Here is a 26533-nt window from a genome sequence, read left to right on the forward strand (position 1 = left end):
TAGATATACAATATAAAAACAACGCCACCCATCACTGTTGCACAAAACTGAATGAATACTCACTCATTTAAGGGCAACCCTGGCCCATGCACAGAAGGAGGTGATTTCATGAAAAAAGTTCTCGGAATCGTCGCTTCGAAACGTCATTCGGGAAACAGCGAATTGCTGCTCAAAGAAATCATGGATAACGTCCCAGGCCCCTGTTCCCAGGAGTTGATCCGCTTGCCTGACTGCCGCATCGCACCGTGCAACGGTTGTTACCGCTGTCTCCATCCCACCCAGGGATGTGTCATTCCCGATGATTTTACCTTCGTAATGGAAAAAATTGCAGAAGCAGATGCACTGGTGATTGGCGTTCCTGTTTACTTTTTTGGCCCTCACGGGTCATTGAAAGTGTTTCTCGATCGATTGTTAGGCGCACATCACTATGTCGACAGGACGCGTGGCAAACCATGCCTGATGGTCATTCCGTATGGGATTGAAAACTGGGAGGGCTATGCCAAAACCGCTGCCCTCGTGCTGCCTGGCGTTCTGGAAATGCGCTTGGTAGACTGCTGGACCCTGCGTGCGGCCCTTCCAGGCGAGTGTTTTGATCAACCTGAAAACCTGGAACGGGCAAGAGCGTTAGGACGCAGGCTGTGGCTTGCCGATGAGGTCGAGGAAAGGGATTGTGAATGTCCTGCATGTGGGGCAGACCTTTTTCGACTCCGCAAAGACAGGAAGCTGGAGTGCCCGCTCTGCGGAACAATCCGCGCTGTGGAAACAGGGTTGCCAGTGCTGCACGATGACAACCGAGAAAGCAGGCTGTCTCAAGTAGCCCTTCAGGATCATTTCCGCCATCGACTGGTCGCGATGATCGAGGAATATAAGCGGCAGCGCACTCGCTTAAAAAAAGTCCAAAGCAACTACGCCAACAAAACCTGGTGGCTAGCACCTCCCCAAGGAGTGTGTGACATCGGAGCGAAAAAACCATCGATCGATGAGGTGAGTTCGAATGGATAGGTCGAGTTGTCCGGGCTTCAATGAGTGGAATGTGGGCAAAGAATGGTTGCGCAGTTATCCACCGGAAGTGCCACACCGCTTAACCTACAGAAGGGAAACGGTGCCGGAAATGTTGAAAAGCACCGTCGATGCCTTCCCCCATCATGGAGCGATTTCCTATCTGGGAGTGCGAATGACCTACCAGCAGTTGTGGGCGGGTGTGACCCGTTTCGCGGATGCCTTGGTTCGTATGGGCCTGCGTCCCGGTGACGCAGTCTGTATCATGCTCCCCAATTGCCCACAGGCGGTCATCGCCTTCTATGGCATCCTTCATGCCGGCGCCGTCGTAGTCATGGCCAATCCGCTCTATGTTGAGCGGGAACTGCAATACCAGTTGCAGGATTCAGGCGCCAAGATCATCGTCGCCTTAGACCAACTGCAAGAGCGGGTGATAGGGGCGATTGAAAAGACGAAGATCGAACAGGTTATTTTCACGGGCGCCCACGATTATCTCACGGCCGCTCCGAGCCAAGCCAATTCTTCCACAACCGCAACGCAAGGCGCCAGCCCAGCCGTCGGCGATGTCCAAATCCATCGCTGGCTACATGTCCTGGGTGTGGAAAAGGCGGAAGTCGATTTGGCGCCAAGAAGGATGGACGATGTGGCGCTGCTCCAGTACACCGGCGGGACGACGGGAACGCCAAAAGGCGTCATGCTGACGCACGGGAATATCAACGCGAATACCCAGCAGATCGGGGCGTGGTTTTATCGGTGTGAACCGGGAAAAGAACGGGTACTCTGTGTCTTGCCATTTTTCCACGTCTATGGGTTGACGATGGGCATGCATCTTGGCGTAGCCATCGGCGCCGAACTGATCCTGCTGCCTCGCTTTGACAGCGACAGGATCCTGGAGACGATCGATAAAGAACGCCCTACCATGTTCCCAGGAACACCGACCATGTACATCGCGATCATCAACCATCCGAAGGCTCACCAGTATAACCTCTCCTCGATCAAAGGATGCATCAGTGGCGCAGCAGGATTGCCTGTGGAGGTGCAACAGCGGTTTGAAGAACTGACAGGCGGCCGTGTCGTGGAAGGCTACGGGCTGACAGAAGCGTCTCCGGTGACCCATTGCATCCCCTTGTGGCACAGGCGAAAAGCGGGCAGTATTGGACTGCCTTTGCCGGACACGGAAGTGAAAATCGTCGACCCGGAGACCGCAGCGGTGATCGCCGGCGGAGAAGTCGGCGAACTGGTCGTCAAAGGGCCGCAGGTCATGAAAGGATACTGGAACCGTCCAGACGAGACGAGTGCGGTGTTGCGCGATGATTGGCTGTTCACGGGCGACCTGGCCTACATGGATGAAGATGGATTTTTTCACATCGTTGGCCGGAAAAAAGACATCATCATCGCTGGCGGATACAACATCTACCCTCGCGAGGTCGAAGAGGTTCTCTTCGAACACCCTGGCATCCAGGAAGCTGTTGTCGTCGGTGTTCCTGACCCGTACCGAGGAGAAACAGTGAAGGCCTATATCGTGCGCAAAGCCGGCATGGAAGTCACGGCTGCGGAGATCGAACAACACTGCCGGACCAACCTTGCCAGCTATAAAGTCCCACGGGCGATTGAGTTCCGGACAGAATTGCCCAAAACACTCTCCGGTAAAATCTTGCGGCGTCGATTGCTGGAAGAGGAAAAAGAGGTGGCTGCAAAGAATACAGAAAATTTATGATATTTGCACGAGAGGCGTGAGTTGTACTGGCTGGCACACGGCAACGAGAGAAGGATAAACTGCCGATCATCTTGGAAGCGGCGAAGGTGATTTTTGCGAGCAACGGCTTTCATAATTCCCAGATTGCCAAAATCGCCAAACAAGCGGGAATCGCCGAAGGAACCATCTATCTCTATGTTCGCAGCAAAGAAGAACTGATGATCCGCCTCTTTGAGCAGCAAGTAGGGAGCTTCATTACAGCGCTGCAAGAACAACTGCGCTCCATGGAGGATGCAAGAGACCAGATCGCCTGCATTGTCAATCGACACCTTTCTCGCTTGGAAGAAGACCCTGAGATGGCGCGGGTGATTCAATTCGAACTGCGTCAACCGAACCCGATCATCCGCAATGGTATTGCGCCTGTTCTCCGGTGGTACTTCCAGGTCATTGAACAGACGATTCTCGTGGGCCAGGAGCAGGGGTATTTCGATCCCGCCTTGTCTGCTAAACTGGCCCGTCAACTCATCTTTGGCGGTATCAACGAGGTGGCCACCTCCTGGGTATTCAGCCAAAAGGCATACTCGTTGAGAGCGCAAGGAGAGCCATTGCTCCGCATGATCCTCAGAGGCATCACCAAGTGAACAGGTGCCTGGGGCTTGATGAATGAGTGCTCATTCAGATTGAATGGCCATCGATGTCCGCTGTTGATACACGGAAGGCTATAGCGCAACCATTTCGCATCCATAAGGAGGGAAAGCATGATCCCGTCAATCCAAACCGTCCTTGTTCTCGGAGCAGGCGTGATGGGTTCGGCGATCGCCGCCCATCTGGCCAATGCCGGCCGCGATGTACTGCTGCTGGATATCGTCCCCAAAGAACTTACACCAGAAGAGGCGAAGCAGGGCTTAACCTTACAGGACCGGGCGGTGAGAAACCGCATTGCCGCCAAGGCCAAGGAGAATCTGCTCAAGCAAAAACCGTCTCCCTTGTTCATCCCGGAAGTTTTGGAGCGAATCGCTGTCGGCAACCTGGAAGATGACCTTCCTCGTGTGTCTACAGCCGATTGGGTGATCGAGGCCATCGTCGAAAAGGTGGATGTCAAGCAAGCGCTCTGGAAACGGGTGGAATCTTACTGGCAGCCGGGAACGATCGTCAGCTCTAACACATCAGGTGTATCAATCAACCAGATCGTGGCCGATTGCTCCCATTCCTTCCGGCGCCATTTCATGGGGACCCATTTTTTCAACCCGCCCCGGTATATGAAACTGCTGGAACTCATCCCTTGTCACGAAACGGACGAAGAACTCATCGGTTTCATGAAGTCCTTCTGCGAAAAGCAGTTGGGCAAAGGCGTCGTCTTGGCCAAGGATACGCCGAACTTTATCGCCAACCGCATCGGCACCTACGGCTTACTCGTCACCTTGCAGGCCATGGAGAAATATGGACTGACTGTAGACGAGGTAGACGCCTTGACGGGTCCTGTCATCGGTCGGCCCAAGAGCGCTACCTTCCGGACGCTCGATTTGGTCGGACTCGATGTCTTTGTCCATGTGGCCAATAACGTATTCGAGTCCACGACAGACCCCGAAGAAAAGGCGGCCTTTGCCACACCTGCATCGCTGCGGCAGATGCTCGAAAAGGGCTGGCTGGGCGACAAGAGCGGCCAGGGCTTTTATCGCAAAGAAAAAGGACCGCAAGGGTCAGCGATCGGCGCCCTCGATCTCAACACCTTCACCTATCAACCCCGTAAAAAGATCGCCATGCCTTCCCTGGAAACAGCCAAGCTAGGCAAGGGAACAGCAGAAAAAATCACGACGCTGATCAGTGGTAAAGATCCTGCTGCCCAGTTCAGTTGGGAGATCCTCAAAAAAGTGCTGCTCTACTCGGCCCATAAGCTCCCTGAAATCGCCGATGACATCGTCAGTGTGGACGAAGCGATGCGATGGGGCTTTAACTGGTCCCTGGGACCCTTTGAAACGTGGGATGCAATTGGGCTCAAGGAAAGCGTGGCGAGAATGCGGGCAGAGGGAGATCCGATCCCACCATGGGTGGCTCAGATGCTGGAGGACGGAAGAGAACGCTTCTACGAGGAGCGGGAGCACAAGCGTTTCTATGTGCGAGTGTCGGGCGAATCAGCAGAAATCAGTCGATCATCTGCACCGTTGCAGGCGGCTGACTTGCGCAAACAACCACCCATTCGTTCCAATGCAGGCGCATCCCTTTATGACATGGGCGATGATGTGGCCTTTCTCGATTTTCATTCACCGAAGCATGCCATTGGCCCTGACTTTCTGCAGATGATCCGCTGGAGCCTTGAAGAGGTAGAACGCAATTTCAAAGGCCTCGTCATCGGCAACGATGGCGCTAACTACTGCGTCGGCGCCAACCTGATGCTGATCCTCTTGGAAGCGGAAGACGAGAACTGGGATGAGATCGACGGGATGGTGCGCCAGTTCCAACAGGCAGCCACGGCCATCAAGTACAGCCGCCGGCCAGTCGTCGTGGCGCCCCACGGCCTGACCTTGGGTGGCGGCTGCGAACTGACCATGCCGGCAGCGGCTATCCAAGCAGCCGCAGAGACGTACATCGGCCTAGTGGAGGCGGGCGTTGGCCTCATACCCGGCGGCACTGGCCATAAGGAACTGCTGCTGCGGGCTATGGATGCGGCAGGTGTCACAGAAAAGGACGACCTACAACCGATCGTCAACCGAGTATTTGAGACGATCGCCATGGCCAAGGTGTCGACAAGCGCCATGGAAGCCCAACAACTGGGCTATTTCCGTCACAGCGACGGCATCACCATGAACAAAGATCGCCAACTCTTTGATGCCAAGCAAAAAGTGGGCGCACTGTGGGAACAGGGTTATATGCCGCCGATGCCACGAAAACTTCCTGTCGTCGGCGAGCCGGGGTTGGCGTTGATGAAGCTCGGCCTATACACGCTCTTGCAGGCGGGACGGATCAGCGAACATGATGCCAAGATTGCCGGCAAGATCGCCCACGTATTGAGCGGAGGCGCTATCCCGGCCAAGAGCCTCGTTCCAGAACAGTACCTCTTGGATCTTGAACGGGAGGCTTTCCTCAGTCTTGTCGGCGAACCGAAGAGCCAGGAGCGGATGCGTTACATGTTGGCGAAAGGAAAGCCGCTACGGAATTGATCGATGGGAGGTTCGGAAAGATGAGAGAGGCAGTGATCGTCAGCGCTGTACGGACTCCTGTCGGCAAAGCGCCCAAAGGAGTCTTGAAAGATGTGCGACCGGAAGATTTAGCCGCCATTGCGGTCAGAGGGGCGCTGGCGCGTGTGCCGGCCATCGCACCGGAAGAGGTGGAAGATGTCATCCTAGGGTGTGCCTTCCCGGAAGCGGAACAGGGGATGAACCTGGGCCGTATTGTAGCCCAGCGTGCCGGGCTGCCCTATAGTGTCTGCGGCATGACGGTCAATCGGTTTTGCTCGTCAGGGCTGCAATCGATCGCCATTGCGGCGGAACGAGTAATGGCCGGTTTTGCCGAGGTGATGATCGCCGGTGGCGTGGAAAGCATGAGCACCATACCCATGGGCGGCACAAAGATCGCCCCCAATCCCTATCTGATGGAACACATGCCGGAAGCGTACATGACCATGGGTGTCACAGCGGAAAATGTGGCCGCCCGCTTCGGCGTCAGTCGCGAAGCTCAAGATCGCTTCGCTTTGGCGAGTCAACAAAAGGCTGCCAGAGCACAAGCGGAGGGACGGTTCAATGAAGAGTTGATACCGGTGACCGTCAGCAAACGGTGGGTCGATGCCGATGGAAAACTGCAGGAGCAGGAGGTCCTCTTTGACAAAGATGAAGGGATCCGGCCTGACACATCGCTGGACGCTTTGGCAAAGCTGCGCCCGGTTTTTCGCGAAAACGGCACGGTCACAGCGGGGAACGCTTCGCAAACCAGTGACGGTGCGTCGGCTGTGCTGGTCACATCAAGAGAAAAGGCAGAACAGTTAGGACTGCCGGTGCTCGGTGCTTTTCGCTCATTCGCCGTCGGCGGTGTACCTGCTGAGATCATGGGCATCGGCCCGGTGGAGGCGATCCCGAAAGCACTCAAACTGGCTGGGATCGGACAAGACGACGTGGACCTCTTTGAAATCAACGAAGCCTTCGCCGCCCAGGCACTGTATGTCATGAATCACCTGGGCCTTGATCCCGAACGTGTCAACGTCAATGGTGGGGCCATCGCCCTCGGCCATCCCCTTGGCTGCACAGGGAGCAAACTGACGACGACACTCTTGTATGAGATGAAACGTCGCCAAGCTCGTTACGGTGTCGTCTCCATGTGCATCGGCGGCGGAATGGGTGCGGCTGCTGTATTCGAAAGATTTTGAATAATATTTTTTCGGCACGAGTCCGATATCACTATTTTTATGAGGTGAAAAAGCATGGGTGACTTCATTCGTGGCGGACACTTTTTGACAGAATCCCTTTCAGTGGAACAGATCTTTATCCCAGAAGATTTTACGGAGGAACAACGCACGATCGCTCAGACGACGGCTGATTTTATCGCCGGTAACGTGGCGCCCCATCTGGAAGCGATTGAGAAACTCGACTACGAATTAACGCGGTCACTGTTGAAAGAAGCCGGAGAGATCGGACTCTTGGCCGCCGACATCCCCGAGGCATATGACGGCGTCGCTCTCGATAAAATCTCTTCGACGCTGATCACTGAGCATATGGCCCGCGGCGGGTCCTTCGGCCTGAGCCATGGCGCCCATGTAGGCATCGGCACCTTGCCGATCGTATTCTTCGGCAATGAAGAACAGAAGCAGCGATACCTCCCGGCGCTGGGCAGCGGCGAAAAAATTGCCGCCTACTGCCTGACCGAGCCCGGTTCCGGTTCCGATGCGCTCGGCGCAAAGACGAAGGCGATCCGGAGTGAAGATGGTCGCCACTACATCCTGAACGGAACGAAACAGTACATCACCAACGCCGGCTTCGCCGATGTCTTTATCGTCTACGCCAAGGTGGACGGCGATAAGTTTACCGCCTTTATCGTTGATCGGGACACGCCTGGCTTGTCCATCGGTCCGGAAGAAAAGAAGATGGGGATCAAGGGCTCATCCACCTGCCCGGTGATTCTGGAAGACGCCAAGGTCCCTGCGGAAAACCTGCTCGGTGAAATCGGCAAAGGGCACCATATCGCCTTCAACATATTGAACATCGGCAGATTCAAGCTCGGCGCCGGTTGCATCGGATCGGCCAAATGGGCGCTCCACCTGTCCGCCAAGTATGCCAACGCGCGCGCGCAGTTCAATAGCCCCATCGCTCGCTTTCCCTTGATCCAGGAGAAAATCGCCAATATGGCCATCGAACTGTATGGCGCCGAGTCGGTTATCTATCGCACAGCCGGACTGATCGAAAAAGCCTTGGAGGTCAAAGAACCGCTGCAGGCTACAGCGGAGTATGCCGTCGAGTGTTCGATTTGCAAGATTCTCGCCTCTGAAATGCTCGACCTTGTCGCCGATGAAGGCGTGCAGATCCATGGTGGGTACGGCTACACCCAGGAGTACGAGATCGAGCGCATCTACCGTGACGCCCGCATCAACCGGATCTTTGAAGGCACCAATGAGATCAACCGGCTGTTGATCCCCGATACGCTGCTGAAACGGGCCATGAAAGGGGAGATTCCGTTGCTCGCAGCTGCCCAGAGGCTCCAATCAGAACTGTTCAGCCTCGGCATTCACGCTGACAACGGTATGCCCTTGAATATTGAAGAAGACCTGATTGAGCGCAGCAAAAAGACAGTGCTCTTCGTGGCAGGCATAGCCGTACAGAAGTATCAAAAAGCGCTGGCGGAAGAACAAGAACTCCTTCGGAACATAGCTGATCTGGTCATGGCCGTCTTTGCAATGGAAAGCGCCTTGCTACGGGCCAAGAAAAAACTCGTCCAGTCTGGACCGGAAAAAGCTGCAATGGCCATCCAACTGGCCACAGCCTATATCTATCAGCGCATCACAGCCATCGAAGTTATCGCCAAAAAATCCTTAGCCGCTATGGAAGAAGGGGATGCACTGCGCTCACAATTGTCCATCTTGAAAAAACTGACACGTCATGTGCCGGTCAATGAAAAAGCATTAACGCGTTCCATTGCCCAGTCAATTATCGAGATGGAAAAGTACAGCATCTGAGCGTTGAACAGTGCCTTAGGCAATCCGCGGCAGCGTGATGCCAATTTCACAAGCAGACCATTACAGTCAGCGAATAAATAACCACAAATAACTACGCCAAAAGGTGCTTTCTTTCTCAGAAGCACCTTTTGGCGATCCTGTCAAAGGCAATCCGCCATCGAGCATCGCGTTACCTAAGAAGCAAACGAAGCGCCAGCAGCAACATAATAATCGAAAACAGCTGCATCAGGCGCCGACTGTTCACCTGAGGGGCTAAGCGCGTTCCAATTTGAGCACCAACGATGGCCCCGATAGAGAGTGCTGCCGAAGCAACCATCTGCACATCTCCGGCGACCAGGTGAGGCACTGTTCCAGCGAGAGAAGAGATAGTCAGAATAAACATGGATGTGGCTGTGGCAATATGAGGCGGAATGCCCATAATCAACGTCATGACTGGCACATGGATGATCCCGCCGCCGATGCCAAAAATGCTCGACAGGAAGCCGACGAAAAAGCTGATCAAGACACCGAAGAGAAGGCTGAAGCTGTACTCATGTGCTACCCCGTGGGCATCAGTAAATTGACGCATCGTTTTCTTGCCCATCCAATTGGGCGTGCGATCCTTTGGTGGTCCCTGTGGCTTAAAGAGCATGAACAGGGAGACAAGAAGCAAAAGCACGGCGAATGCGCTATCGAAGGCTTTGCCGCTTAGGTAAGGAACAAGATGGGCGCCGACAAGCGCGCCGGGGATGGTGCTGAGAGCGAAGGGAATTCCCGTGGCAAAGTCGACGCGCTTCTGCCGGGAGTAGTTATAACTGCTCACAAAGGAGTTAATAAAGATGAAGAAAAGGGAAGTAGACACTGTCCATATATGAGGATAGGCAAAGACAAGCAACAACACGGGAACAACGATAAATCCGCCGCCGACCCCCACGAGGGAGCCAAGCGTTCCTGCCACGAGGCCAGTTGCGATCAGTAGAGCGAAGTCCATGCCATTTCTCCTGTTACATTTTCATCCCGCACTGTCGAGACAGTTTTATTATATCCCCGACGGAATAATCTCGTCCATGTATAATGGCGGCAAAAGTAAAAAAACCCTCAAGCACAATACGAAAACCCCTCATCTTTGCATTTATCGGCGACACCCTTTGACGCATGTGGCGATGGTCGTTACAATATAAGTACTGTCCGTTGTAAGGCATATAAGCGTTGATGAGGGGCTTTTCGTTTAGGGACAGAGAGACACAAGTTGGAGGCAAGGCCATGCAAGGACTGCGCGTGATACTCGGGGAGCCCGACGAGACGCAGCGAGCGGAATTGAAAAAACTGCTGCACACCCTGGGTCAGATGGTCGTTGGCGAAGCCGAAGACGGTCTCAGTACATTGAAACTGATTCGCCGACTCACCCCTGATCTCGTCTTCATCTCCGTTCAACCGGCGATGAAGGATGGTGAAAGTGTAGCCCACCTGATTGAAGATGAACGGCTCTGTCCGGTCGTCCTGCTTGTGGAACGAGGTCGAGAAAATCACCGGAGCCGGGAGACCGACACCCTGCTTCCCTACCTGATCAAACCAGTGCAGGAGATGTCCTTGCAGCCGATTATCGACCTCGCCGTCAGCCGCTTCCGAGAAGTCAGCCGGTTGGAAAAAGAAATACGGCAGTTGAAGAATACCATCGAAACGCGCAAGCTCGTCGAGAAGGCCAAAGGTCTCCTGATGCGCAACCTGGGCATCAATGAGTCGGAAGCTTTCCGGCGCATCCAGAAGCAGTCCATGAACAAGCGGATGAGTCTGAAAGCCGTGGCGGAAGCGATCATCGTCGCCTACGACATGCAATAAAGAATTTCGTAGGAGTGAACGGAGTGAAAAAAATTGAAGCGGTCTTCCGTCCGGAGCGTCTGGACCGGGTCAAACAGCGCTTGGAGGCCATCGGCATCCGGGGCATGACCCTGACCCAGGTGATGGGATGCGGAAGACAAAAGGGAGAGACCGGCGTCTACCGTGGGCAGGAATACGCCATCACCTTGCGGACGAAGGTGAAGCTGGAACTGGCCGTAGCGGACGGCGAAGTGGAATCAGTGGTCCAGGCCATCATCGAAGCTGCCCGGACTGGGAACGTAGGCGACGGGAAGATCTTCGTCCTGCCCATCGAAGAAGCAGTGCGGATCCGGACGGGTGAACGGGGCGCTATTGCTCTGTAACCGGGTAGACAGGACCTTATTTGTCACCACCTGATCAATTAAATAGTTATCGATTCCTGCTTGCAAAAGGCTGATGCGAGCCCTATAATGTCTCAAGAGGTATAGTGATGCAGGGGCAGAGGCGCCCTAGGCCCGGCGAAACCATGTTCGCTGGGCCTAGGGCGCCTTTGTTTTTGTGGGGTCCTTGTTTAGCGGTCTTAGTGAAACGGAGGAGAAGTAACTTTATTTGCTTCTTTCCAATCTCGCTTCTCTGCTTACGTATCTGTATTACGGCTATGGAACGCTCCCTTGCTTTTCTCTGCCGATGCGGATGACGAGCCCCTGTGATGTCCGGTGTTCTGTCACCGAGGGCTCTTTCGGTTGAACCGGCGGGACCTGAAGGATGCGCCGGATCGACGGCATAGCGGCCTTGGCGGCGGCATAACCCGCCTTGGCCGCCTCGTCGATATTGTTGAAGTCGAAGACACCCATGGGGCCAAGGGTCGGTTCGATAACCAGATCGGCGCCGCCCAGGATCGTGCACAGATCGATCTCATAGCCCATGATATCAATAGAACGCAGGACCGTCCCGATCAGGTTATCGGGCGGGAAGGCCGGCGTATCGGGATCGCGCAAGCTGACACAGATGACCACCTTGGCGCCCAGACTGCGGGCCAGGTCGGTGGGCAGGTTCGCCCGCACGGCGCCGTCGACGAGACAAAACTCTTTCAACCGGACGGGATGAAAGACACCGGGGATGCTCGAACTGGCCCGGACAGCCTGGGCGATGGGCACGCCGGTCACGAAGCGACGGTAGGGCAGGGGATCGCGCGGTTCCAGGCCTTTGGGGAGAAAGCAGATCGATGCGCCCGTTATCAGGTCAGCCGCCGTCACGACGACAGGCGGTTCTGTTCCGTCAAAAGTTCGCTGCCCCCAGATCTGACGGAAGAGTTTTTCCAACTGGTTGCCAAGGAGCAGGCCGGTAGGAAGACCGGGCCAGAGCGCCGCATTGGGGCGTCCCTGAATCAGGCGAAAAAGGCCGAGCAACGCCCCCGTGATCCAGCGCCAGTCGAAGTCAAAGAAAAAATGCCGCGACGCCCGTTTGGCGATGGCGATCATGTCATCGGCGCTGTGGCCTGTTCCATAGAGAGCGCCAGCGATGCTGCCGGCGCTGACGCCGACGACAAGGGGGGGCCGCAGGCCTTCTTCTTCCAAGGCTTGGATTACGCCGATATGGGCGGCGCCGCGAGAACCGCCGCCGCTGAGGACCAATGCCCAGTCCATCGCCATCCCCCTTTCCCACGTCTGATTCTTATGTGGGAGGGAGGGGAAAAATGTATTTCAAAGGATGTCAAAAGGGTGTGAAAAAGGGGGACTAGCGCCGGAAACCCTTGACGAACAAGACGTCAGCACGTATGCTAAAAACATCACAAGAGCGCTTCAGAATATTGGAATTTTTTCTCCGAACCCCTTGGTTGCGGAAAGGAGATGGACGAGCCGGCACGATGGTTTCGGGGACCTTCTCGGGCCGTCTTTTTGTTTTCCCATAACGTCGCCTTTGATGGAGGAGGTTGCCATGATGACGAATAGAGACGCTTCGATCGAGGCGATCAAACAAGCCATGACTGACGCCGTGACCGACAACCGGCTAACCTGCACCGACGCCCGGGCCATCGCCGAGTCCTTCGGCGTGCCCTACATCCTGGTCGGACGCCTGGCCAACGAGATGAAGATCAAAATCCGCCATTGCGAGTTGGGCTGCTTCTAAAGGGACAGATCCGATGTTCCTTTCGTCATTGACGTTGCCTTCCTTTCATCGCTGGACATATTGAAGAGACGGGGTGGCCGAAATGATCGACGCCTTCGCCCGGGACATCCACTACCTGCGCGTCTCTGTGACCGACCGCTGCAACCTCCGCTGCATCTACTGCATGCCCGAAGAGGGCCTTCCCCTGGTTGACCACCGGGAAGTGCTCCGCTTCGAAGAGTTTGAACGGCTGATCGCCATCGCCGCCAGCCAGGGCATTCGACGGGTGCGGATCACCGGCGGAGAACCGCTGGTGCGCAAGGGAATCGTCCCCTTTGTGGCCCGGGTGAAAGCGATGACCGGCATCGAGGACGTGGCTCTCACCACCAACGGCATCCTGCTGCCGCGCTTCGCCAGTGAACTGAAAGCGGCTGGCCTGGACCGCGTCAACATCAGCCTCGACACGTTGCGGCCGGAACGCTTTCGCGCCGTCACCCGTGTGGGCCGGATCGACGATGTCTGGACAGGCATCGAGTCCGCCCTGGCGGCGGACCTCCATCCCGTCAAGCTGAACGTCGTCGTCATGGGCGGTGTCAATGATGACGAACTGGCCCACTTCGCCCGGCTCACCTTGCAGTGGCCCATACATGTCCGCTTCATCGAACTGATGCCCATCGGCGAAGGCGACCCCCGTTTTCGTGGCCAATATATCTCGATTGAACAGATGAAAACAAAGATGGCTGAGCAGGGGCTGCGACTTGGCGACCACCCCGGCGTCCGGGGGGGCGGCCCTGCCCGCTATCACACCCTGGAGGGCGCCTTGGGGACAGTGGGCTTCATCAGCGCCATCTCGAAACACTTCTGCGGAACCTGCAACCGCCTGCGGCTGACGGCGGAAGGCAAACTGCGCCCCTGTCTGCACTCGCGGCAGGAGATCGACCTGCGGGCGCCTTTGCGCCGGGGCGCGCCGGACAATCTGCTGGCGAGGATCTTTCAAAAGGCCGTCGAGGCCAAGCCCTACCAGCACAGCATGCTTGACGAGGGTTGGGGGGACCGACGGCAATTGATGTCCCAGATCGGGGGATAGGGAACTGCCCTTGCGGCACCCCCCTTCTCATTGCGTGGTCATCTTGATGGGGATGGACACTGTGCTTTGATGTAATCCTACCCCTTGAAATGGCGGTTTCCCCAGATTAGCGATGACAGCGGAGGTAGCGATGGAACCTTTGACACACTTCGATGAAAAAGGCAGCGCCCGCATGGTCGATGTGGGCCTGAAGGGCGACACACGGCGGGAGGCAGTGGCCCGCGGAAGGGTGCTGATGCACCGGGACACCTTCCGGCGCGTCCGGGACGGTCAGATCGCCAAGGGCGATGTGTTAGCGGTGGCTCGCCTGGCGGGCATCATGGCCGCCAAGCGGACGAGCGACCTGATCCCCCTCTGCCACCCATTGTTTCTCACCGGCGTCGATCTGCAGTTCACCCTGGACGAACTCCATTCGACGGTGGAGATCGAAAGCCGCGTCAAGACGACGGGCAAGACCGGCGTAGAGATGGAGGCCTTGACGGCCGTTTCCGTGGCTGCGTTGACCATCTATGACATGTGCAAGGCCATGGATAAGAACATGGTCGTCAGCGACATCCGGCTCGTCGAAAAAACAGGGGGCAAGAGCGGGCACTTCATCAGGGAGGAATGACCGTGGCAACGATCGTGGCTGTTTGCAGCAGTGAGAAAAAAGGGATGCGCAAAAAAAACGTAGGCAGGGGCGTGCTCGAAGCGGACTTCGGCCTTGCCGGCGACGCCCACGGCGGTCCTTGGCACCGCCAGGTGAGCCTGCTGGCCCTGGAGAGCATTCAGAAGATGCGCGACCTGGGCCTTGACGTCCATCCCGGCGACTTCGCTGAAAACATCACCACCGAAGGCATCGATTTATTGGCCCTGCCTATCGGCGCCCGGCTGAAGCTCGGTCCGGAGGCTGTCGGCGAGGTGACCCAGATCGGCAAGGAGTGCCATACCCGCTGCGCCATCTACTACCAAGCCGGCGACTGCGTCATGCCCAAAGAGGGCATCTTCATCCGGGTGTTGACGGGGGGGCCTGTTCAGGTTGGCGATGCGATTGAAGTCATCGCGACGGGAGAGGCAGCACTCGGTGAGGCAGCGCCGGATAAGATTGCGCTGGGTGAGGCGGAGGATGTAACACCGCCGCAGGACATTGCGCAAGAAGCAATCACACCGGAGGAGCGTAAAGGCGGAGCGAAGGCCGCTGGACAGGAGGTGGCCCCATGATCCGCGTCGGCATCCTCACCGCCTCTGACAAGGGCAGCCGTGGCGAACGGGAAGACCGTTCGGGCTGTCTCATCGGCGAAGCCATCCAGACCATCGGCGGCGCCATGGCCGCCTACAAGGTCGTCCCTGACGAGCGGGACCAGATCGCCGCCGCCCTCCGGGAAATGGCCGACGACCTCGGCCTGGACCTGATCTTTACCACCGGCGGGACAGGCTTCTCGCCCCGCGACGTAACCCCTGAGGCAACATTAGATGTGGTAGAAAGAATGGTCCCTGGCATCGCCGAGGCGATGCGGGCCGAGAGCATGAAAATCACGCCACGGGCGATGCTCACCCGCGGCGTCGCCGGCATCCGGGGCCGAACCCTGATCGTCAACCTCCCCGGCAGCCCCAAGGCGGTTCAGGAGTGCCTTGACATCATCCTGCCGGCGCTGCCCCATGGCATTGAGATCCTCAAGGGCGAAGCGAGCGAATGTGCCCGAAAATAAACAGGCGCCAATGAACAGGCGCCGATCACCTCTATCGTGACGGAAGCATCCTCCCGGTCGGGTGGATGCTTTTTCTGCTAGCGAACCTGTTTTGCCATGAAGAAATATTCTCCAGTTCTGTGCCCCCCTCCACCGAAAATACCCTTCCTTTAGGGAGGGTTTCCGGAAGGGGGGATCCCCATGAGACGCTGGTGGCGGTGGATCGCAGGCATCACCGTCTTGTTTTTGCTCCTGGGCGCCGGCGGCGGCTACTTGATGTGGCAGGCCCATGAAGCGCTTTGGAACCCCAAAGACCCCATGTCCGTCGTCAAGCGCGCTGTCGCTGGTACCTTGCAGAGCCCGAGTTTTTCCTTTGAGAGCACCTTCCTCATCCGTGTCGATGGCCGTGAAGAGGTCATCAGCCGCTTTTCCGGCGACCGGGCCGAAGGGGAGAAGTTTCACCTGAAAGGAACGCTGCTCCAGTCCCCCGCCGAGATCTATACGGTAGGAAACCTCTTCTACCTCTGGGATCCGATCAAGAAAAACTGGTACACGATCGAGAAAAACCGCTTCGGACCGCAGGACTTGCTGCTCTCTGAGATCAGCCCGCTGACAGCCCTGGACATCAAAACTATCGAAGGGGTCACCGTAGCGGGGACCGACCGTGTGGACGAAGAAAAATGCCTGATCATGGAGTGCCGCACCGAAGTGTCGAACCGCCTCCTGACGACTCTCTGGAAAGACTTCTACTACCGCATCTGGGTCGATCCCAAGAAAAACCTGATCCGCAAGGTCGTCGTCGAGGCCACTAGCCGCAACGCGCCCCGCGATCGGCTGATCCTTACGTTGCAGTTTTTCAATTACAGCGGCAAACAGACCATCACCTTGCCCCCGGTGGCGGGACGCTAGATCAGGGCTGTGCAGACCGGGACGTGGTTTTTTTACCACGCCTTTTTCATTGCCATGAAAGTGCGACAGGGCTTGTAGGAATCCGAAAAGAATGTCAAAATAGTGGCAAAAGGCACAAGGAGCGATCGCCCATGCAGCAGCAGGCCTTCTTCCAGGACTGGTCCTTCACACCGGAAGCCCGGACCTTTATCGAACAAAAGGGCGGCGTCATTCATATCCCCATGAACGTCTCTGTCGGCTGTTGCATCCATCTGGACGCGCCGCCGGAGATCGAAGTAGGGGCGCCCCGCCCGCAGGACCCCGCCGAATACGCGTGCTTTGACAAAGACGGCATCGTCATCCATCAGGACAAGCGGTTCGCCTGCAGCCACCCGCTGACCATCGATCTTTCGCGCGGCCTCCTCCGGACAAAGCTGGCAGTAAAGGGGTGGCGGTTGGCCTAAAAGAAACAGGGCTTTCGCTGTTGACACCATTTTTCATTCATTGGTATAATTTTAGAGATTCGACAAAGAGTATACCTAAATGTCACGTCTGCATGGCCGGTCTTGAGAGCCGGCCTTATTTTCGTATTTCAGGAGGCGGCAGCAGCGATGGACAAGGTCATCGATCGCGTACTGGTCAGCGAAGAAGACATTCGAGTCAAGGTCAAAGAGCTGGGCGAACGAATCTCGAAGGACTATCAAGACAAGGACCTGCTGGTCGTGGGCATCCTCAAAGGCGCTCTCGTCTTCATGGCCGACCTGATCCGGGCCATCCACATCCCCATTGAGATCGACTTCATGGCCGTCTCCAGTTACGGAGCGGGGGCCAAGTCGTCGGGGGCCGTACGGATCCTGAAGGACCTCGACCGGGCCATCGAAAACCGGCACATCCTGATCGTCGAGGACATCGTCGACACAGGGTTGACCCTCAACTACCTGATGGACAACCTGAAATCGCGGGGCGCCGCCTCGGTGAAGGTCTGCACCGCGCTAGACAAGCCGAGCCGCCGCAAGACGCCTGTCGCCCCCGATTATAACGGCTTCACCATCCCCGACGAGTTTGTCATCGGCTATGGCCTCGACTATGCGGAGCAGTACCGCCACTTTCCTTTCGTGGCCGTGCTGAAGCGGGAAGTCTACGAGAAGTAGCCCACAAGGGAGCGCACAAAGGGGCATGCGATTGCCGTCGACAGCGCAATGGATTAGAAACAACAGAGAACCATCAACCGGCATGACTTCGAGAGGAGCGAACATTCTTGGCTAAGCCCCATGAAACGATCCTGGTCCTCGACTTCGGCGGCCAGTACAACCAGTTGATCGCCCGCCGCGTCCGGGAACTGCACGTCTACTGTGAGATGCACCCCTACACGATCAGCATCGACGCCATCCGAGAGATGAACCCCAAGGGCATCATCTTCACCGGCGGCCCGGCCAGCGTCTATGAAGAAAAAGCGCCTGCCGTCGACCCGGCCATCTACGACCTGGGCATCCCCATCCTGGGCATCTGCTACGGCATGCAACTCATGGTCAACCAACTGGGCGGCAAGGTCGGCCGGGCCGAATCGCGCGAATACGGCAAGGCGTCCCTCACCATCACCGCTTCGGAAGGCCCTTTCGCCGGCATGGAAGGCGACGTGCAGTGCTGGATGAGCCACGGCGACAAGGTGGAAGTCCTGCCCCACGGCTTCGTCAGTTCCGGCAAAACGGACCATGCCCCCTTTGCGGCCATGGCCGACCCGGTGCGCCGCTTCTACGGCGTCCAGTTCCACCCGGAGGTGCGCCACACGCCCCAAGGCATGGACATGATGCGCAGCTTCCTCTTCGGCGTCTGCGGCTGCACCGGTGAGTGGACCATGGAAAACTTCATCGAAGAACAGGTCGCGGCCATCCGCGCCCGTGTTGGCGGCGGCAAAGTCCTCTGCGCTCTTTCGGGCGGCGTCGACTCCTCCGTGGCGGCCCTCCTCGTCCACCGCGCTGTCGGCGAGCAACTGACCTGTGTCTACGTCGACCACGGCTTCATGCGCCTCAACGAATCGGAACGGATCGTCAAGACCTTCCGCGACGAACTGGGCATGAACCTGATCGCCGTCGAAGCGTCAGAACGCTTCATGGCCAAGGTCGCCGGCGTCTCCGACCCGGAGACGAAGCGCAAAGGCATCGGCAACGAATTCATCCGCGTCTTCGAAGAGGAAGCGGCCAAACTGGGCCAGGTAGACTTCCTGGTGCAAGGCACCCTCTACCCCGACGTCGTCGAAAGCGGCACCTCGACAGCCGAGACGATCAAGACCCACCACAACGTGGGCGGCCTGCCCGAAGACATGAAATTCGAACTGATCGAGCCCCTGCGCACCCTCTTTAAGGACGAGGTGCGGGAAGTGGGCCAGAAACTGGGACTCCCCGAAGACATTGTCTGGCGCCAGCCCTTCCCTGGACCGGGTCTGGCCATCCGCGTCCTCGGCGAGATCACCAAGGAGAGCCTGGACATCCTGCGTCACGCCGACGACATCGTCTTCCAGGAGATCAAAAAAGCCGGTCTCTACCGGCAGATCTGGCAGTCCTTCGTCGTGCTGCCGACAACCGTCCGCAGCGTCGGCGTCATGGGCGACGGCCGTACCTACGAATACCCGGCCATCCTGCGGGCCGTCACCTCCGACGACGCCATGACGGCCGACTGGGCGCGGCTGCCCTACGAACTGCTGGAGAAGATCTCCAACCGGATCGTCAACGAGGTCAAAGGCGTCAACCGGGTCGTCTACGACATCACGTCGAAGCCGCCGGGGACGATTGAGTGGGAGTAGGAAAGAAAAAGCCTGTACCCCAGATAAATAAAGGGATTGCAGGCTTTGCTTTTTGGCCGTGGCAGCAGAATGGCAACATTATTTCGGTTTTTCGGGATTTTTATCTGATTTGGAGCCATTTTCTGGAGAATTGAGGGCATCCAATTTGTCGGCAACTTCGCCATGCTTATTGGGGTATAAATGGGCATAGGTTTGTAGGGTGGTCTCTACGCTTTCATGTCCAAGGCGTTCAGATATCAGAAGCGGAGAAAAACCGAGTTCAATCAGCAGCGATGCGTGGGAGTGGCGAATGTCATGAACACGTATTTTTTTTACGCCGGAGAGCTTACAGCCGCGAGCCATTTCACTGGCAAGGAAATGCTTTGTATAATCAAAGAGCCTGTCCGAAGGCTCATAATCCACCAGGCGACCGGCATAATCCTTCAGGATTTCCAATAGAAATTCAGATGCCGTGATTACGCGCCGGCTCTTGGGTGTCTTCGGAGGAGAAATGACATCCTCATTACCAACCCTGGCGTAACTTTTCGTGATGCTGATTTTTTTAGATTCAAAATCAATATCGTCCAGGGTGAGGGCCAGGAGTTCCCCGGAGCGCATGCCAGTCCAGAATAGCATGTTAAAAATGGCATACGATGCGGGCTTATCTGAAATCGCAGCAGCGAAAAGCCGGAATTCATCCGTAGTCCAGAATTGCATTGACTCTGCGTTCTTTTTGCCGATTGAGCCGCAGACAGCCGCCGGATTGGTTTGAAGACCATAATACCGCCTGGCATAATTAAAAATGGCCGACAGCTGATTATTTATGGTTTTGAGATATGTAGGCGAATAATCGCTTTCATCGTCCAGGAGGCCATTCTGCCACTTTCGCACCGTTGCAGGAGTAATGGCGTTCACAGGCATATCTTTAAATACCGGAAGAATTTTTGAATCAATGAGGTACTTCTTGCCCTCATAGGTTGTAGGGCGGAGCCGTGTCTTGCAGTCCTCCATATAAAGCTCGACCATGGAACCAAAGGCCATGTCGCAACCACCGCTCTGTTTTTTAATAAAATCGCGTTCGTACTGGACAGCGTCGGACTTTTTAGCAAAGCCACGCTTTTTATGCTGCCGCGTCGTTCCAGTCCAATCTTTGTAGCGGAAGGCGCAATACCAGGTCTTTCTTTTTTCGTCTTTATAAACAGGCAAAGCAACGCCTCCTTTCATAAATACCATTGGCGGCCACAACTCATGCAGATAGCTTTAGTTTTGTTTATGGTTTTCTTTCCTCCAAAAAGCCAGACAAATATCCAAATCCACCATATGAACAAGAATATAATCCCGTGAATAATATTACCAAGGCACCCTCTGCCCTTTTGAGAAGTTTCATTTACGATTTGGATATTATTGCTATTGCAAGCAGGACAAATAACAGGCTTACCCTCCTTCACAGCAATCGATACTCGGTGCCGCTGGGCACGTACAAGGCCGGCGTCGAGGTGCGGATCGAAATCGCGGAGAAGACCCTGAACATATATGCCCTCGATACGGGCGCGTTGCTTGCGGAACACGGATTGGTGACCGGACGAGGGCATCTTGTGGTCAACCGAAACCACCAACGGGATTATACGAAAACGTACGATGAGCTCGAAGAAGCGGCGCTCCTGCGCTTGGGGAGCCATGCCTGCGCCCGACAGTTTGTCGAGGGGCTTCGCAAAACGAACAGCCGATACTTTCGCGACCAGATTCAGGCATTGGAAAGGCTGGCCGGCGAAACGGCCGCCGGTGCCTTGCAAGCAGCCATCAAGCAGTGCAACGAAGTGCAGCGCTATAGTGTGCAAAAGCTCCGCGAGACGCTGTCAAGCCTCCAGAAGAACGCAACACCAGCCACCCCAACACCCCCGGCGACGGGCGCCTCGACAACCGAAGTCCTCGCTGCGACCGCTCGGCTGAAGCATTTGCAAGGCCAGGCTCCCCGGCGAGAGATTGGCGACTATACCCGTTGCCTTAAAGGAGCATGACCATGCGCACAGGCCGACAACTGGATGACGTATTGCAGCAGTGCCACTTCCACCTGCGCAGTGAACAGCTTGCGCCCATGGCCAACGAAGCCGCTGCAGCCGAGCTCCCTTATTTGGCATTTCTCGAAGAGGTGCTCCATTCTGAAATCGAAGCGAAAGCCGATCTGGTAATCATCGACGAACTTGGATTTCTGCCGATCACACGCACGGAAGCCAATCAGTTCTTCCAACTGGTCAATGACCTGTACCAGCGGACATCCGTCATCATCACGTCCAACAAGAGCTTCGAGGAGTGGCCTGAAGTCTTTGGCGACAGTGTGATCACCACCGCCATTCTGGACCGGCTCGTCCACCACAGTGAACTTTTCTCCTTATCCGGCGACAGCTACCGGATGACCCATCGCAAGACCTTTTTGACGGCATGAGCCCCCGATTGTTCCTAGATTCCCCGAGGCGAGTCTCTATGCTACCTGCCCCATGCCAAGGAACTTCTTGGCCTCCAAAATACCTTTTGCTATTCCAGCACCAATAACAAGAACAATGATACCTATTAATGGATTTAGCATAAACAGCTCAATTAAGCCAAGTGCGCCGACACTAATCCCGGCGATAGCCCAAATATTAACTTTCTGGTGTTGTTTATTGCCCATAATAGACACCCTCCTTACTCTCTTAAAAGCCCCCCTTGTTTTCTATTACCGTCTCCCAATTCCAGAACATAAAATGCCGGCGCAGCTCGCCCTTTAGGTTTCCTCTTCAGAATCGATAATGTTTTCATTGGACTTACTCTCCTTGACATCCTGAAGCGTTTTCAGCATGTTGATATATTCTGCGGCCTTTTTCCTGGCTTCCGGAGAGAGTTCTAGAAAAGTATCAAGCGCTTTTTCGTCCCTGTTTGCGATAATATCTGCAATTTTAGGTTTTGCTTTAGATGAGCCTTCGTCTGGATTCCTAACATCGGTTTCCCCAAGAAGATATGAAATACAAACACCGAAATATTCAGCAAAATCGTAAAGCGCGTCAATTTCAGGCATGCGCTTTCCGTTTTCGTAACGAGAAATCGCTGCTGCCGTGTAATTGCGTGAATACCGAGAATTGAAGTCTGCTCGTAACTCTTCCTGTGTCAGGCCCTTTTCATTACGAAGCTGTTTAAAGCGCATAGCAAAGTTTTTCATTTCAAAGTCACCCCGCAAAGTTACCGATAATAGAAATATTATAACCGGATTTTTCATTAAAATAAAGAAAATTACCGTTGATGAAAATAATTTTACAAATATAGTTGACCACTTACCACAAAAGGCATAAAATAGACTTACCACAAAAGATAATCAAGGAGGGTAAAACGATGAAGCCAAATTTAAAGCTGCGTTCTTTAAGGGTAGGCAAAGGGATGAGACAAAAAGACATGTGCTCCTTGCTTGGCCTTAAAGGGGAGGCTTCCTATAGCCAGAAGGAAAACAATAAAAGACCATTTTCGCAGCAAGAAATCAAAAAAATTGCTGATTTCTTTGACCTTTCTGGCGATGATATCAAGGATATTTTTTTTACCCTGTAACTTACCACAAAAGATAAGTTACTCCTACATTATATTCAGGGGGGTGAGAGAGATAAATGGGAACTAACCCGACGAAGGCAATGGACAACATCTATTGTCGCTGCAGAAAAGAGGCGGCAAAATACAACGGCAAACCGCAGCCGAAGCAGTGATAGTAAGACACAGCCAAGAGCTCCGGCTTTGGGCAGAAAAGAATCTGAAATAGAGGAGAAATGAGCAATGACTATTACAGCAATAAAGCAGCCAACAACAGCCAGGAAAATGGCTTCACAATACATGCAAACCTCTTATAAGAAATCCCTTGCCGAGTATCCAAAAGACCTGGAATGGGAGAATGGAGGAGGCAAACAGAACGGCGGTGATAGCAATGCCGAGGGCCAGGAATATCAAGCCGGCATTTTTCGCCAATGAATATTTGGCCGAGCTTCCATATGAGGCCCGGTTATTGTTCATTGGATTGTGGACGCTGGCCGACCGGCGTGGAAGATTGGAAGACAGGCCCAAAGGTATAAAAGGGCGCCTCTTCCCATTTGACAACATCGATACAGATAAACTGCTTCAGGAGCTGGCGGACAGCCCGGAGAGGTTCATCATTCGATACTCATGCAATGGCAAGCGATTCATACAAATTACAAATTTTGAGAAGCATCAAAACCCACACTGCAAGGAACCGGACAGTGAGATTCCGCCTCCACCGGAAGATGAAGAGGCAGAAATAACCCCCGAGCAACAAAGCATAGTAACAGCACCATACAAGCACAGTGCAAATACGGTGCAAACACTGTGCAAGCACAGTACGAGCACGGCTGAAACCCTTAACCTGATTCCTGAATCCCCCATACTGAACCCTGATACCCCATCACTGACAACCGCGCCTACGCAGGATGAGGACGGATTGGACACAGAACACAAAAAATTACAGCCTGGCGAGAGCCTAACGGTTAAAATGGCCGGAACGGCAGCGGGAAAGGAAACCCGTGAACAGCCCTCCAAGACCCTGGCTGAAAGACGATTTGATGAGTTCTGGGCCGCATATCCGAAGAAGGTCGGGAAAAAAGCGGCGGAATCATCCTGGAAGAGGATAAAACCAGATACGGAACTTCACGACCGGATTATGACAGCCATCGGGAGGGCACGAGTCACCGAACAATGGCAACGTGAAGGAGGACGGTATATACCAAACCCTGCGACCTGGCTCAACCAGGGGCGCTGGGACGATGAATACGAGGAGGTGACCCAACCGTATGGAAGCAATAGCCAACATTCAAGGTTCAAACTCGCATGGGACGAAAATGATAACGATACTGTCAGCAATCAGCAACATACTGGGCCAAATGGGGCCGGAGGTTTTGCCCTCTCGGGCTTTCATAGGGCGGAAGACGCAGAATGGTACATGGGTGACGATGCAGATGAGCCTAAGAAACAAGACTGACGTGCTCTCTCTGGTTTCAAGCAAAGCGATGATAGTGGTTAAGCTCTTCAGCGAGCATAAATAAAACGAGAGCCTTTGAAAAGCTCCCGCCCCCGTGGTACAGCCATATGGTTAAAATATCTATCCATATTCTACCACGGAGAGGGGTGAGCATTCAAGTGGCAACAAACGAGGAGTTGGCAATATTGGCCGCCCAAGGTGATGTAGAGAGCCTGCATAAGCTGTATTTTGCAGTAGCCCCTCTGATGTACAAGATTACGAGCCGCTTTTTTCCGTTCTGCCGTAATAGAGGCATAGAACCGGAAGATTTGTTGCAATGCAGATATTTTGCGCTTTTGAGGGCAGTCAAAGATTACTCCCCAGAAAAGGAATTCCGGTTTACCAGTTATTTGAATTATCACGTTTCATATGTATGCTTGCGGGAATTGGGGTTTAGGGGAAAGCGGCAGATAGAAACAATTTCACTTGAAACGCCTGTGTCGGATGATGATTCCATTGCCTTGGGGGATACAATCGAAGACCCTGATGCGGATACATACAGCTACTGTGAGCTTAACGAAATGAGGCTAATCGTCAGAGCGGAAATAGACAAACTGCCTCCGAAGGAACAGCTTTTTATTTACGGCGTTTTTTATAAGGGCAAGACCCTTCCCCAGGTTGCGCATGAAATGGGATGGAGTTATCGTTTAGCACGCAACGTTAAGTTCGCAGCCTACCATCAACTACGTCGTTCAGAGGGCATGCAGGAATTAAGAAGAGCCTATCAATGGGACGGGCTTCACAATTTCTCGGAATTTTTGAATCCCGAAAGCATGATTCTTCATTTCGGCAATAGCGGACTGGAACTCATTTAACAAGAGGAGGGTGTAATATGGCACTGGATATGCAGCAGCTGATTGAGCGGGAAGATTGCTCAGACTTCATGGTTAAAGCACGACAGCGGGCCGTTAGACAGGCACTCAAACGGTATAAATGCGGGGAATCGACACCGGAGGAAAGAGAAATCCTTGTAGAGGCAATGAGGAAGTACAAGGAAGCGGCCTTGGAGGAAAACAAGACCAGGATATACAACGTGCTGCTTGCTTTTTACTTCGCAGAAAATCCGCTGGGTACCGAGTTAATGCCTGTACGATTTCATATTAACAAAAGAACTGTGTTCAAAGACATACAGCGAGGAATCCAGGACTTAACCGTCATTTTATACGGCGCTCAAGGAATTGTCCTTATGCCGGAAGAGGACAGCCCTGCTTTTGTCAAGGCGAGAATGCAGGAAACAATCGCAAAACGGCTGGCTGAAGAATTTGGAAAGGAGGTTAGAAACGAATGTCGAGCCTTTATAATGGAAAGTCACTGACTGATGTTATAGAGCAGCAAAAGGCTGAAGACCGGAAGCTATACCAGCGCCGCCAGGAGCTGCAACGCCAAGCAGATGAACGGGCCGCAGCGGAGCGGGAAGCAAACGAGAAATCGTCTTTTGAAAAAATCCTGGACAAGCAGGAATTAGCCAGGCAGCTGGTCGACAGCATTCAATCAGGGAACCCCAGGAACGAAGAGTACATGACCCAGGCGCTAAAACAAATGTGCGATGTTCTGGATTTTCTGTTGAAAGCAGATAAGCCAGAGGAATAAGCAGGAAAGGAAGTGAAAGAAAATGGCAACTGAAAAGACCAAAGTGGAGGAGATCGAAATGACCGAAAAGGAGAACAAAGCACAGCTTCGGACATATGAGAACGACATTCTCAAAGGCTTGCTGGCCGCAGCTGCCTTCAAGACCGAGGAGGAGAACACTCACCCAGTTGAGATTACAAGAAACGGCGTCGTGCTTTTCACCTTTCGCGTCCGCCCTTTGAGCGAGGAAGAGTACTTAAAAGAATAGGTACATCTAACCTCGCGCATCCAAGATTAAACATTTATGTAAACCAAAAACGAAGTAGTGGATCACTTTTTTCGTGATCACTGTGGCCCACTTTTACGTTGACAAAATCAAGTACTACCAATGCAAGGAGAAGAATACCAAATACGTCCGTAACAAGCAATTGGGTATCAAATTCCCGGAACATACCGACGGCACGAGGTACCGCAGCGCCCTTATATACCAGGCGACAATTGATGAGGACAGGGAAAGGGTGTGGAATAACGGGGACGCATGGAAAGCGCTCAGCGTCTTAAATGGCATCGACCTGGTGGATAAAATTCTGCTCGCTGGAGAGAAGGATGAGGTACTCGAAATAATCGACAAAATCAGCGGCTACTCCACCATGGAGGAAAAGGAAGTGGAGTAAATACGCTGGTTATTATTGAGAATTGAGATCTGTTGGAAGTAGAAACGCTGGAAAAATTGGCAGGAAA

At 54.4% G+C, this 26533-nt stretch carries 31 protein-coding genes and 1 pseudogene; 27 read left to right on the forward strand and 5 right to left on the reverse strand.

Going from position 1 to position 26533, the window contains the following annotated elements; genetic code table 11:
• Positions 1-108 precede the first annotated feature (108 nt).
• The 6 genes from AC0CW1_RS16325 to AC0CW1_RS16350 all read left to right on the forward strand — a co-directional run bounded on the left by AC0CW1_RS16325 (position 109) and on the right by AC0CW1_RS16350 (position 8852).
• Positions 109-1002, forward strand: a complete 894-nt coding sequence (locus tag AC0CW1_RS16325) for a flavodoxin family protein (RefSeq protein ID WP_488184048.1) — start codon at positions 109-111, stop codon at positions 1000-1002.
• The gene (locus AC0CW1_RS16330) at positions 995-2716 is read left to right on the forward strand and encodes a long-chain-fatty-acid--CoA ligase (protein WP_488184049.1); all 1722 of its coding nucleotides are present in this window, start codon (positions 995-997) and stop codon (positions 2714-2716) included. The genes AC0CW1_RS16325 and AC0CW1_RS16330 overlap by 8 nt, the downstream gene beginning before the upstream one ends.
• Before the next feature lie 59 nt (positions 2717-2775).
• Entirely contained in the window at positions 2776-3336 is a 561-nt protein-coding gene (gene fadR, locus AC0CW1_RS16335) for a fatty acid metabolism transcriptional regulator FadR (RefSeq protein WP_488184182.1), read from the forward strand.
• Between the two features lie 117 nt (positions 3337-3453).
• On the forward strand, positions 3454-5853 hold the full coding sequence (locus tag AC0CW1_RS16340) for a 3-hydroxyacyl-CoA dehydrogenase NAD-binding domain-containing protein (protein ID WP_488184050.1): 2400 nt from the start codon (positions 3454-3456) through the stop codon (positions 5851-5853).
• Between the two features lie 20 nt (positions 5854-5873).
• Complete coding sequence (locus AC0CW1_RS16345) at positions 5874-7052, forward strand: acetyl-CoA C-acyltransferase (RefSeq protein WP_488184051.1); 1179 nt, start codon at positions 5874-5876, stop codon at positions 7050-7052.
• A gap of 54 nt (positions 7053-7106) precedes the next feature.
• Positions 7107-8852 (forward strand): acyl-CoA dehydrogenase family protein, encoded by a 1746-nt coding sequence (locus tag AC0CW1_RS16350; RefSeq protein WP_488184052.1) that lies wholly within the window; start codon positions 7107-7109, stop codon positions 8850-8852.
• A gap of 169 nt (positions 8853-9021) precedes the next feature.
• On the opposite strand, the gene AC0CW1_RS16355 is transcribed toward AC0CW1_RS16350, so the two are convergent.
• The gene (locus AC0CW1_RS16355; RefSeq protein WP_488184053.1) at positions 9022-9822 is read right to left on the reverse strand and encodes a sulfite exporter TauE/SafE family protein; all 801 of its coding nucleotides are present in this window, start codon (positions 9820-9822) and stop codon (positions 9022-9024) included.
• A 272-nt stretch (positions 9823-10094) separates the two neighbouring features.
• Here AC0CW1_RS16355 and AC0CW1_RS16360 point away from each other — a divergent pair, with 272 nt between their 5' ends.
• A complete protein-coding gene (locus AC0CW1_RS16360; protein ID WP_488184054.1) occupies positions 10095-10670 on the forward strand; it encodes an ANTAR domain-containing response regulator in 576 nt (191 codons plus the stop codon).
• Positions 10671-10693: 23 nt separating this feature from the next.
• Entirely contained in the window at positions 10694-11032 is a 339-nt protein-coding gene (locus AC0CW1_RS16365) for a P-II family nitrogen regulator (RefSeq protein WP_488184055.1), read from the forward strand.
• 273 nt (positions 11033-11305) lie between these two features.
• Here AC0CW1_RS16365 and AC0CW1_RS16370 read toward each other — a convergent pair whose 3' ends face one another.
• Positions 11306-12295: a patatin-like phospholipase family protein gene (locus AC0CW1_RS16370; RefSeq protein ID WP_488184056.1), complete on the reverse strand. Its 990-nt coding sequence runs from the start codon at positions 12293-12295 to the stop codon at positions 11306-11308.
• Positions 12296-12590: 295 nt separating this feature from the next.
• Between AC0CW1_RS16370 and AC0CW1_RS16375 the strand changes: the two genes are divergently transcribed.
• The 9 genes and pseudogenes from AC0CW1_RS16375 (at position 12591) to guaA (ending at position 19200) form a co-directional block, all read left to right on the forward strand.
• Positions 12591-12779 carry a hypothetical protein gene (locus AC0CW1_RS16375; RefSeq protein WP_488184057.1) on the forward strand — a complete coding sequence of 63 codons (189 nt, stop codon included), beginning with the start codon at positions 12591-12593 and terminating at the stop codon, positions 12777-12779.
• Between the two features lie 82 nt (positions 12780-12861).
• Positions 12862-13845, forward strand: a complete 984-nt coding sequence (gene moaA / locus AC0CW1_RS16380) for a GTP 3',8-cyclase MoaA (RefSeq protein WP_488184183.1) — start codon at positions 12862-12864, stop codon at positions 13843-13845.
• A gap of 130 nt (positions 13846-13975) precedes the next feature.
• A complete protein-coding gene (moaC, locus tag AC0CW1_RS16385; RefSeq protein WP_488184058.1) occupies positions 13976-14455 on the forward strand; it encodes a cyclic pyranopterin monophosphate synthase MoaC in 480 nt (159 codons plus the stop codon).
• A gap of 2 nt (positions 14456-14457) precedes the next feature.
• A pseudogene (locus AC0CW1_RS16390) lies at positions 14458-14886 on the forward strand (MOSC domain-containing protein); the annotation flags it as partial.
• Positions 14887-15041: 155 nt separating this feature from the next.
• Positions 15042-15533, forward strand: coding sequence for a MogA/MoaB family molybdenum cofactor biosynthesis protein (locus tag AC0CW1_RS16395; RefSeq protein ID WP_488184059.1), 492 nt, complete (start codon positions 15042-15044; stop codon positions 15531-15533).
• A 180-nt stretch (positions 15534-15713) separates the two neighbouring features.
• Positions 15714-16421 (forward strand): hypothetical protein, encoded by a 708-nt coding sequence (locus AC0CW1_RS16400; RefSeq protein WP_488184060.1) that lies wholly within the window; start codon positions 15714-15716, stop codon positions 16419-16421.
• Between the two features lie 131 nt (positions 16422-16552).
• Positions 16553-16864, forward strand: coding sequence for a CC/Se motif family (seleno)protein (locus AC0CW1_RS16405; RefSeq protein ID WP_488184061.1), 312 nt, complete (start codon positions 16553-16555; stop codon positions 16862-16864).
• Positions 16865-17011: 147 nt separating this feature from the next.
• A complete protein-coding gene (gene hpt / locus AC0CW1_RS16410; protein ID WP_488184062.1) occupies positions 17012-17551 on the forward strand; it encodes a hypoxanthine phosphoribosyltransferase in 540 nt (179 codons plus the stop codon).
• A gap of 107 nt (positions 17552-17658) precedes the next feature.
• On the forward strand, positions 17659-19200 hold the full coding sequence (guaA, locus tag AC0CW1_RS16415) for a glutamine-hydrolyzing GMP synthase (protein ID WP_488184063.1): 1542 nt from the start codon (positions 17659-17661) through the stop codon (positions 19198-19200).
• 78 nt (positions 19201-19278) lie between these two features.
• On the opposite strand, the gene AC0CW1_RS16420 is transcribed toward guaA, so the two are convergent.
• The gene (locus tag AC0CW1_RS16420; RefSeq protein ID WP_488184064.1) at positions 19279-20385 is read right to left on the reverse strand and encodes a site-specific integrase; all 1107 of its coding nucleotides are present in this window, start codon (positions 20383-20385) and stop codon (positions 19279-19281) included.
• Between the two features lie 257 nt (positions 20386-20642).
• Here AC0CW1_RS16420 and AC0CW1_RS16425 point away from each other — a divergent pair, with 257 nt between their 5' ends.
• A complete protein-coding gene (locus tag AC0CW1_RS16425) occupies positions 20643-21197 on the forward strand; it encodes a hypothetical protein (RefSeq protein WP_488184065.1) in 555 nt (184 codons plus the stop codon).
• Between the two features lie 2 nt (positions 21198-21199).
• Positions 21200-21622, forward strand: coding sequence for an ATP-binding protein (locus AC0CW1_RS16430; protein WP_488184066.1), 423 nt, complete (start codon positions 21200-21202; stop codon positions 21620-21622).
• A 36-nt stretch (positions 21623-21658) separates the two neighbouring features.
• Here AC0CW1_RS16430 and AC0CW1_RS16435 read toward each other — a convergent pair whose 3' ends face one another.
• Positions 21659-21847 (reverse strand): hypothetical protein, encoded by a 189-nt coding sequence (locus AC0CW1_RS16435; RefSeq protein ID WP_488184067.1) that lies wholly within the window; start codon positions 21845-21847, stop codon positions 21659-21661.
• Positions 21848-21940: 93 nt separating this feature from the next.
• Positions 21941-22372, reverse strand: coding sequence for a helix-turn-helix domain-containing protein (locus AC0CW1_RS16440; protein WP_488184068.1), 432 nt, complete (start codon positions 22370-22372; stop codon positions 21941-21943).
• Between the two features lie 170 nt (positions 22373-22542).
• On the opposite strand from AC0CW1_RS16440, the gene AC0CW1_RS16445 reads away from it, so the two are divergent.
• The 8 genes from AC0CW1_RS16445 to AC0CW1_RS16480 all read left to right on the forward strand — a co-directional run bounded on the left by AC0CW1_RS16445 (position 22543) and on the right by AC0CW1_RS16480 (position 26466).
• Positions 22543-22752, forward strand: coding sequence for a helix-turn-helix domain-containing protein (locus AC0CW1_RS16445; protein WP_488184069.1), 210 nt, complete (start codon positions 22543-22545; stop codon positions 22750-22752).
• A gap of 219 nt (positions 22753-22971) precedes the next feature.
• Complete coding sequence (locus AC0CW1_RS16450) at positions 22972-23163, forward strand: hypothetical protein (RefSeq protein ID WP_488184070.1); 192 nt, start codon at positions 22972-22974, stop codon at positions 23161-23163.
• Positions 23120-24184: a hypothetical protein gene (locus tag AC0CW1_RS16455; RefSeq protein ID WP_488184184.1), complete on the forward strand. Its 1065-nt coding sequence runs from the start codon at positions 23120-23122 to the stop codon at positions 24182-24184. The genes AC0CW1_RS16450 and AC0CW1_RS16455 overlap by 44 nt, the downstream gene beginning before the upstream one ends.
• A gap of 185 nt (positions 24185-24369) precedes the next feature.
• On the forward strand, positions 24370-25038 hold the full coding sequence (locus tag AC0CW1_RS16460) for a sigma-70 family RNA polymerase sigma factor (RefSeq protein ID WP_488184071.1): 669 nt from the start codon (positions 24370-24372) through the stop codon (positions 25036-25038).
• Between the two features lie 17 nt (positions 25039-25055).
• Positions 25056-25538, forward strand: a complete 483-nt coding sequence (locus tag AC0CW1_RS16465; RefSeq protein ID WP_488184072.1) for a hypothetical protein — start codon at positions 25056-25058, stop codon at positions 25536-25538.
• Positions 25508-25813 carry a hypothetical protein gene (locus AC0CW1_RS16470; RefSeq protein ID WP_488184073.1) on the forward strand — a complete coding sequence of 102 codons (306 nt, stop codon included), beginning with the start codon at positions 25508-25510 and terminating at the stop codon, positions 25811-25813. Before AC0CW1_RS16465 ends, AC0CW1_RS16470 begins: the two co-directional genes overlap by 31 nt.
• 22 nt (positions 25814-25835) lie before the next feature.
• Entirely contained in the window at positions 25836-26060 is a 225-nt protein-coding gene (locus tag AC0CW1_RS16475; RefSeq protein ID WP_488184074.1) for a hypothetical protein, read from the forward strand.
• A gap of 73 nt (positions 26061-26133) precedes the next feature.
• Complete coding sequence (locus tag AC0CW1_RS16480; protein WP_488184075.1) at positions 26134-26466, forward strand: phage tail assembly chaperone; 333 nt, start codon at positions 26134-26136, stop codon at positions 26464-26466.
• Positions 26467-26533: the final 67 nt, after the last annotated feature.

The sequence above is a fragment of the Heliomicrobium sulfidophilum genome (genome assembly GCF_057715735.1).

Bases quoted from the DNA above. Each gene is read 5' to 3' on its own strand.
- AC0CW1_RS16340 (WP_488184050.1), top strand. From the start codon at position 3,454: ATGATCCCGTCAATCCAAACCGTCCTTGTTCTCGGAGCAGGCGTGATG.
- AC0CW1_RS16455 (WP_488184184.1), top strand. From the start codon at position 23,120: ATGCCGAGGGCCAGGAATATCAAGCCGGCATTTTTCGCCAATGAATAT.
- AC0CW1_RS16465 (WP_488184072.1), top strand. From the start codon at position 25,056: ATGGCACTGGATATGCAGCAGCTGATTGAGCGGGAAGATTGCTCAGAC.
- AC0CW1_RS16475 (WP_488184074.1), top strand. From the start codon at position 25,836: ATGGCAACTGAAAAGACCAAAGTGGAGGAGATCGAAATGACCGAAAAG.
- AC0CW1_RS16405 (WP_488184061.1), top strand. From the start codon at position 16,553: ATGCAGCAGCAGGCCTTCTTCCAGGACTGGTCCTTCACACCGGAAGCC.
- AC0CW1_RS16445 (WP_488184069.1), top strand. From the start codon at position 22,543: ATGAAGCCAAATTTAAAGCTGCGTTCTTTAAGGGTAGGCAAAGGGATG.
- AC0CW1_RS16355 (WP_488184053.1), bottom strand. From the start codon at position 9,822: ATGGACTTCGCTCTACTGATCGCAACTGGCCTCGTGGCAGGAACGCTT.
- AC0CW1_RS16370 (WP_488184056.1), bottom strand. From the start codon at position 12,295: ATGGACTGGGCATTGGTCCTCAGCGGCGGCGGTTCTCGCGGCGCCGCC.
- AC0CW1_RS16325 (WP_488184048.1), top strand. From the start codon at position 109: ATGAAAAAAGTTCTCGGAATCGTCGCTTCGAAACGTCATTCGGGAAAC.
- AC0CW1_RS16435 (WP_488184067.1), bottom strand. From the start codon at position 21,847: ATGGGCAATAAACAACACCAGAAAGTTAATATTTGGGCTATCGCCGGG.
- AC0CW1_RS16360 (WP_488184054.1), top strand. From the start codon at position 10,095: ATGCAAGGACTGCGCGTGATACTCGGGGAGCCCGACGAGACGCAGCGA.
- AC0CW1_RS16440 (WP_488184068.1), bottom strand. From the start codon at position 22,372: ATGAAAAACTTTGCTATGCGCTTTAAACAGCTTCGTAATGAAAAGGGC.
- moaA (WP_488184183.1), top strand. From the start codon at position 12,862: ATGATCGACGCCTTCGCCCGGGACATCCACTACCTGCGCGTCTCTGTG.
- AC0CW1_RS16350 (WP_488184052.1), top strand. From the start codon at position 7,107: ATGGGTGACTTCATTCGTGGCGGACACTTTTTGACAGAATCCCTTTCA.
- AC0CW1_RS16450 (WP_488184070.1), top strand. From the start codon at position 22,972: ATGACTATTACAGCAATAAAGCAGCCAACAACAGCCAGGAAAATGGCT.
- AC0CW1_RS16330 (WP_488184049.1), top strand. From the start codon at position 995: ATGGATAGGTCGAGTTGTCCGGGCTTCAATGAGTGGAATGTGGGCAAA.
- AC0CW1_RS16400 (WP_488184060.1), top strand. From the start codon at position 15,714: ATGAGACGCTGGTGGCGGTGGATCGCAGGCATCACCGTCTTGTTTTTG.
- AC0CW1_RS16395 (WP_488184059.1), top strand. From the start codon at position 15,042: ATGATCCGCGTCGGCATCCTCACCGCCTCTGACAAGGGCAGCCGTGGC.
- AC0CW1_RS16375 (WP_488184057.1), top strand. From the start codon at position 12,591: ATGACGAATAGAGACGCTTCGATCGAGGCGATCAAACAAGCCATGACT.
- hpt (WP_488184062.1), top strand. From the start codon at position 17,012: ATGGACAAGGTCATCGATCGCGTACTGGTCAGCGAAGAAGACATTCGA.
- AC0CW1_RS16470 (WP_488184073.1), top strand. From the start codon at position 25,508: ATGTCGAGCCTTTATAATGGAAAGTCACTGACTGATGTTATAGAGCAG.
- AC0CW1_RS16345 (WP_488184051.1), top strand. From the start codon at position 5,874: ATGAGAGAGGCAGTGATCGTCAGCGCTGTACGGACTCCTGTCGGCAAA.
- AC0CW1_RS16430 (WP_488184066.1), top strand. From the start codon at position 21,200: ATGCGCACAGGCCGACAACTGGATGACGTATTGCAGCAGTGCCACTTC.
- moaC (WP_488184058.1), top strand. From the start codon at position 13,976: ATGGAACCTTTGACACACTTCGATGAAAAAGGCAGCGCCCGCATGGTC.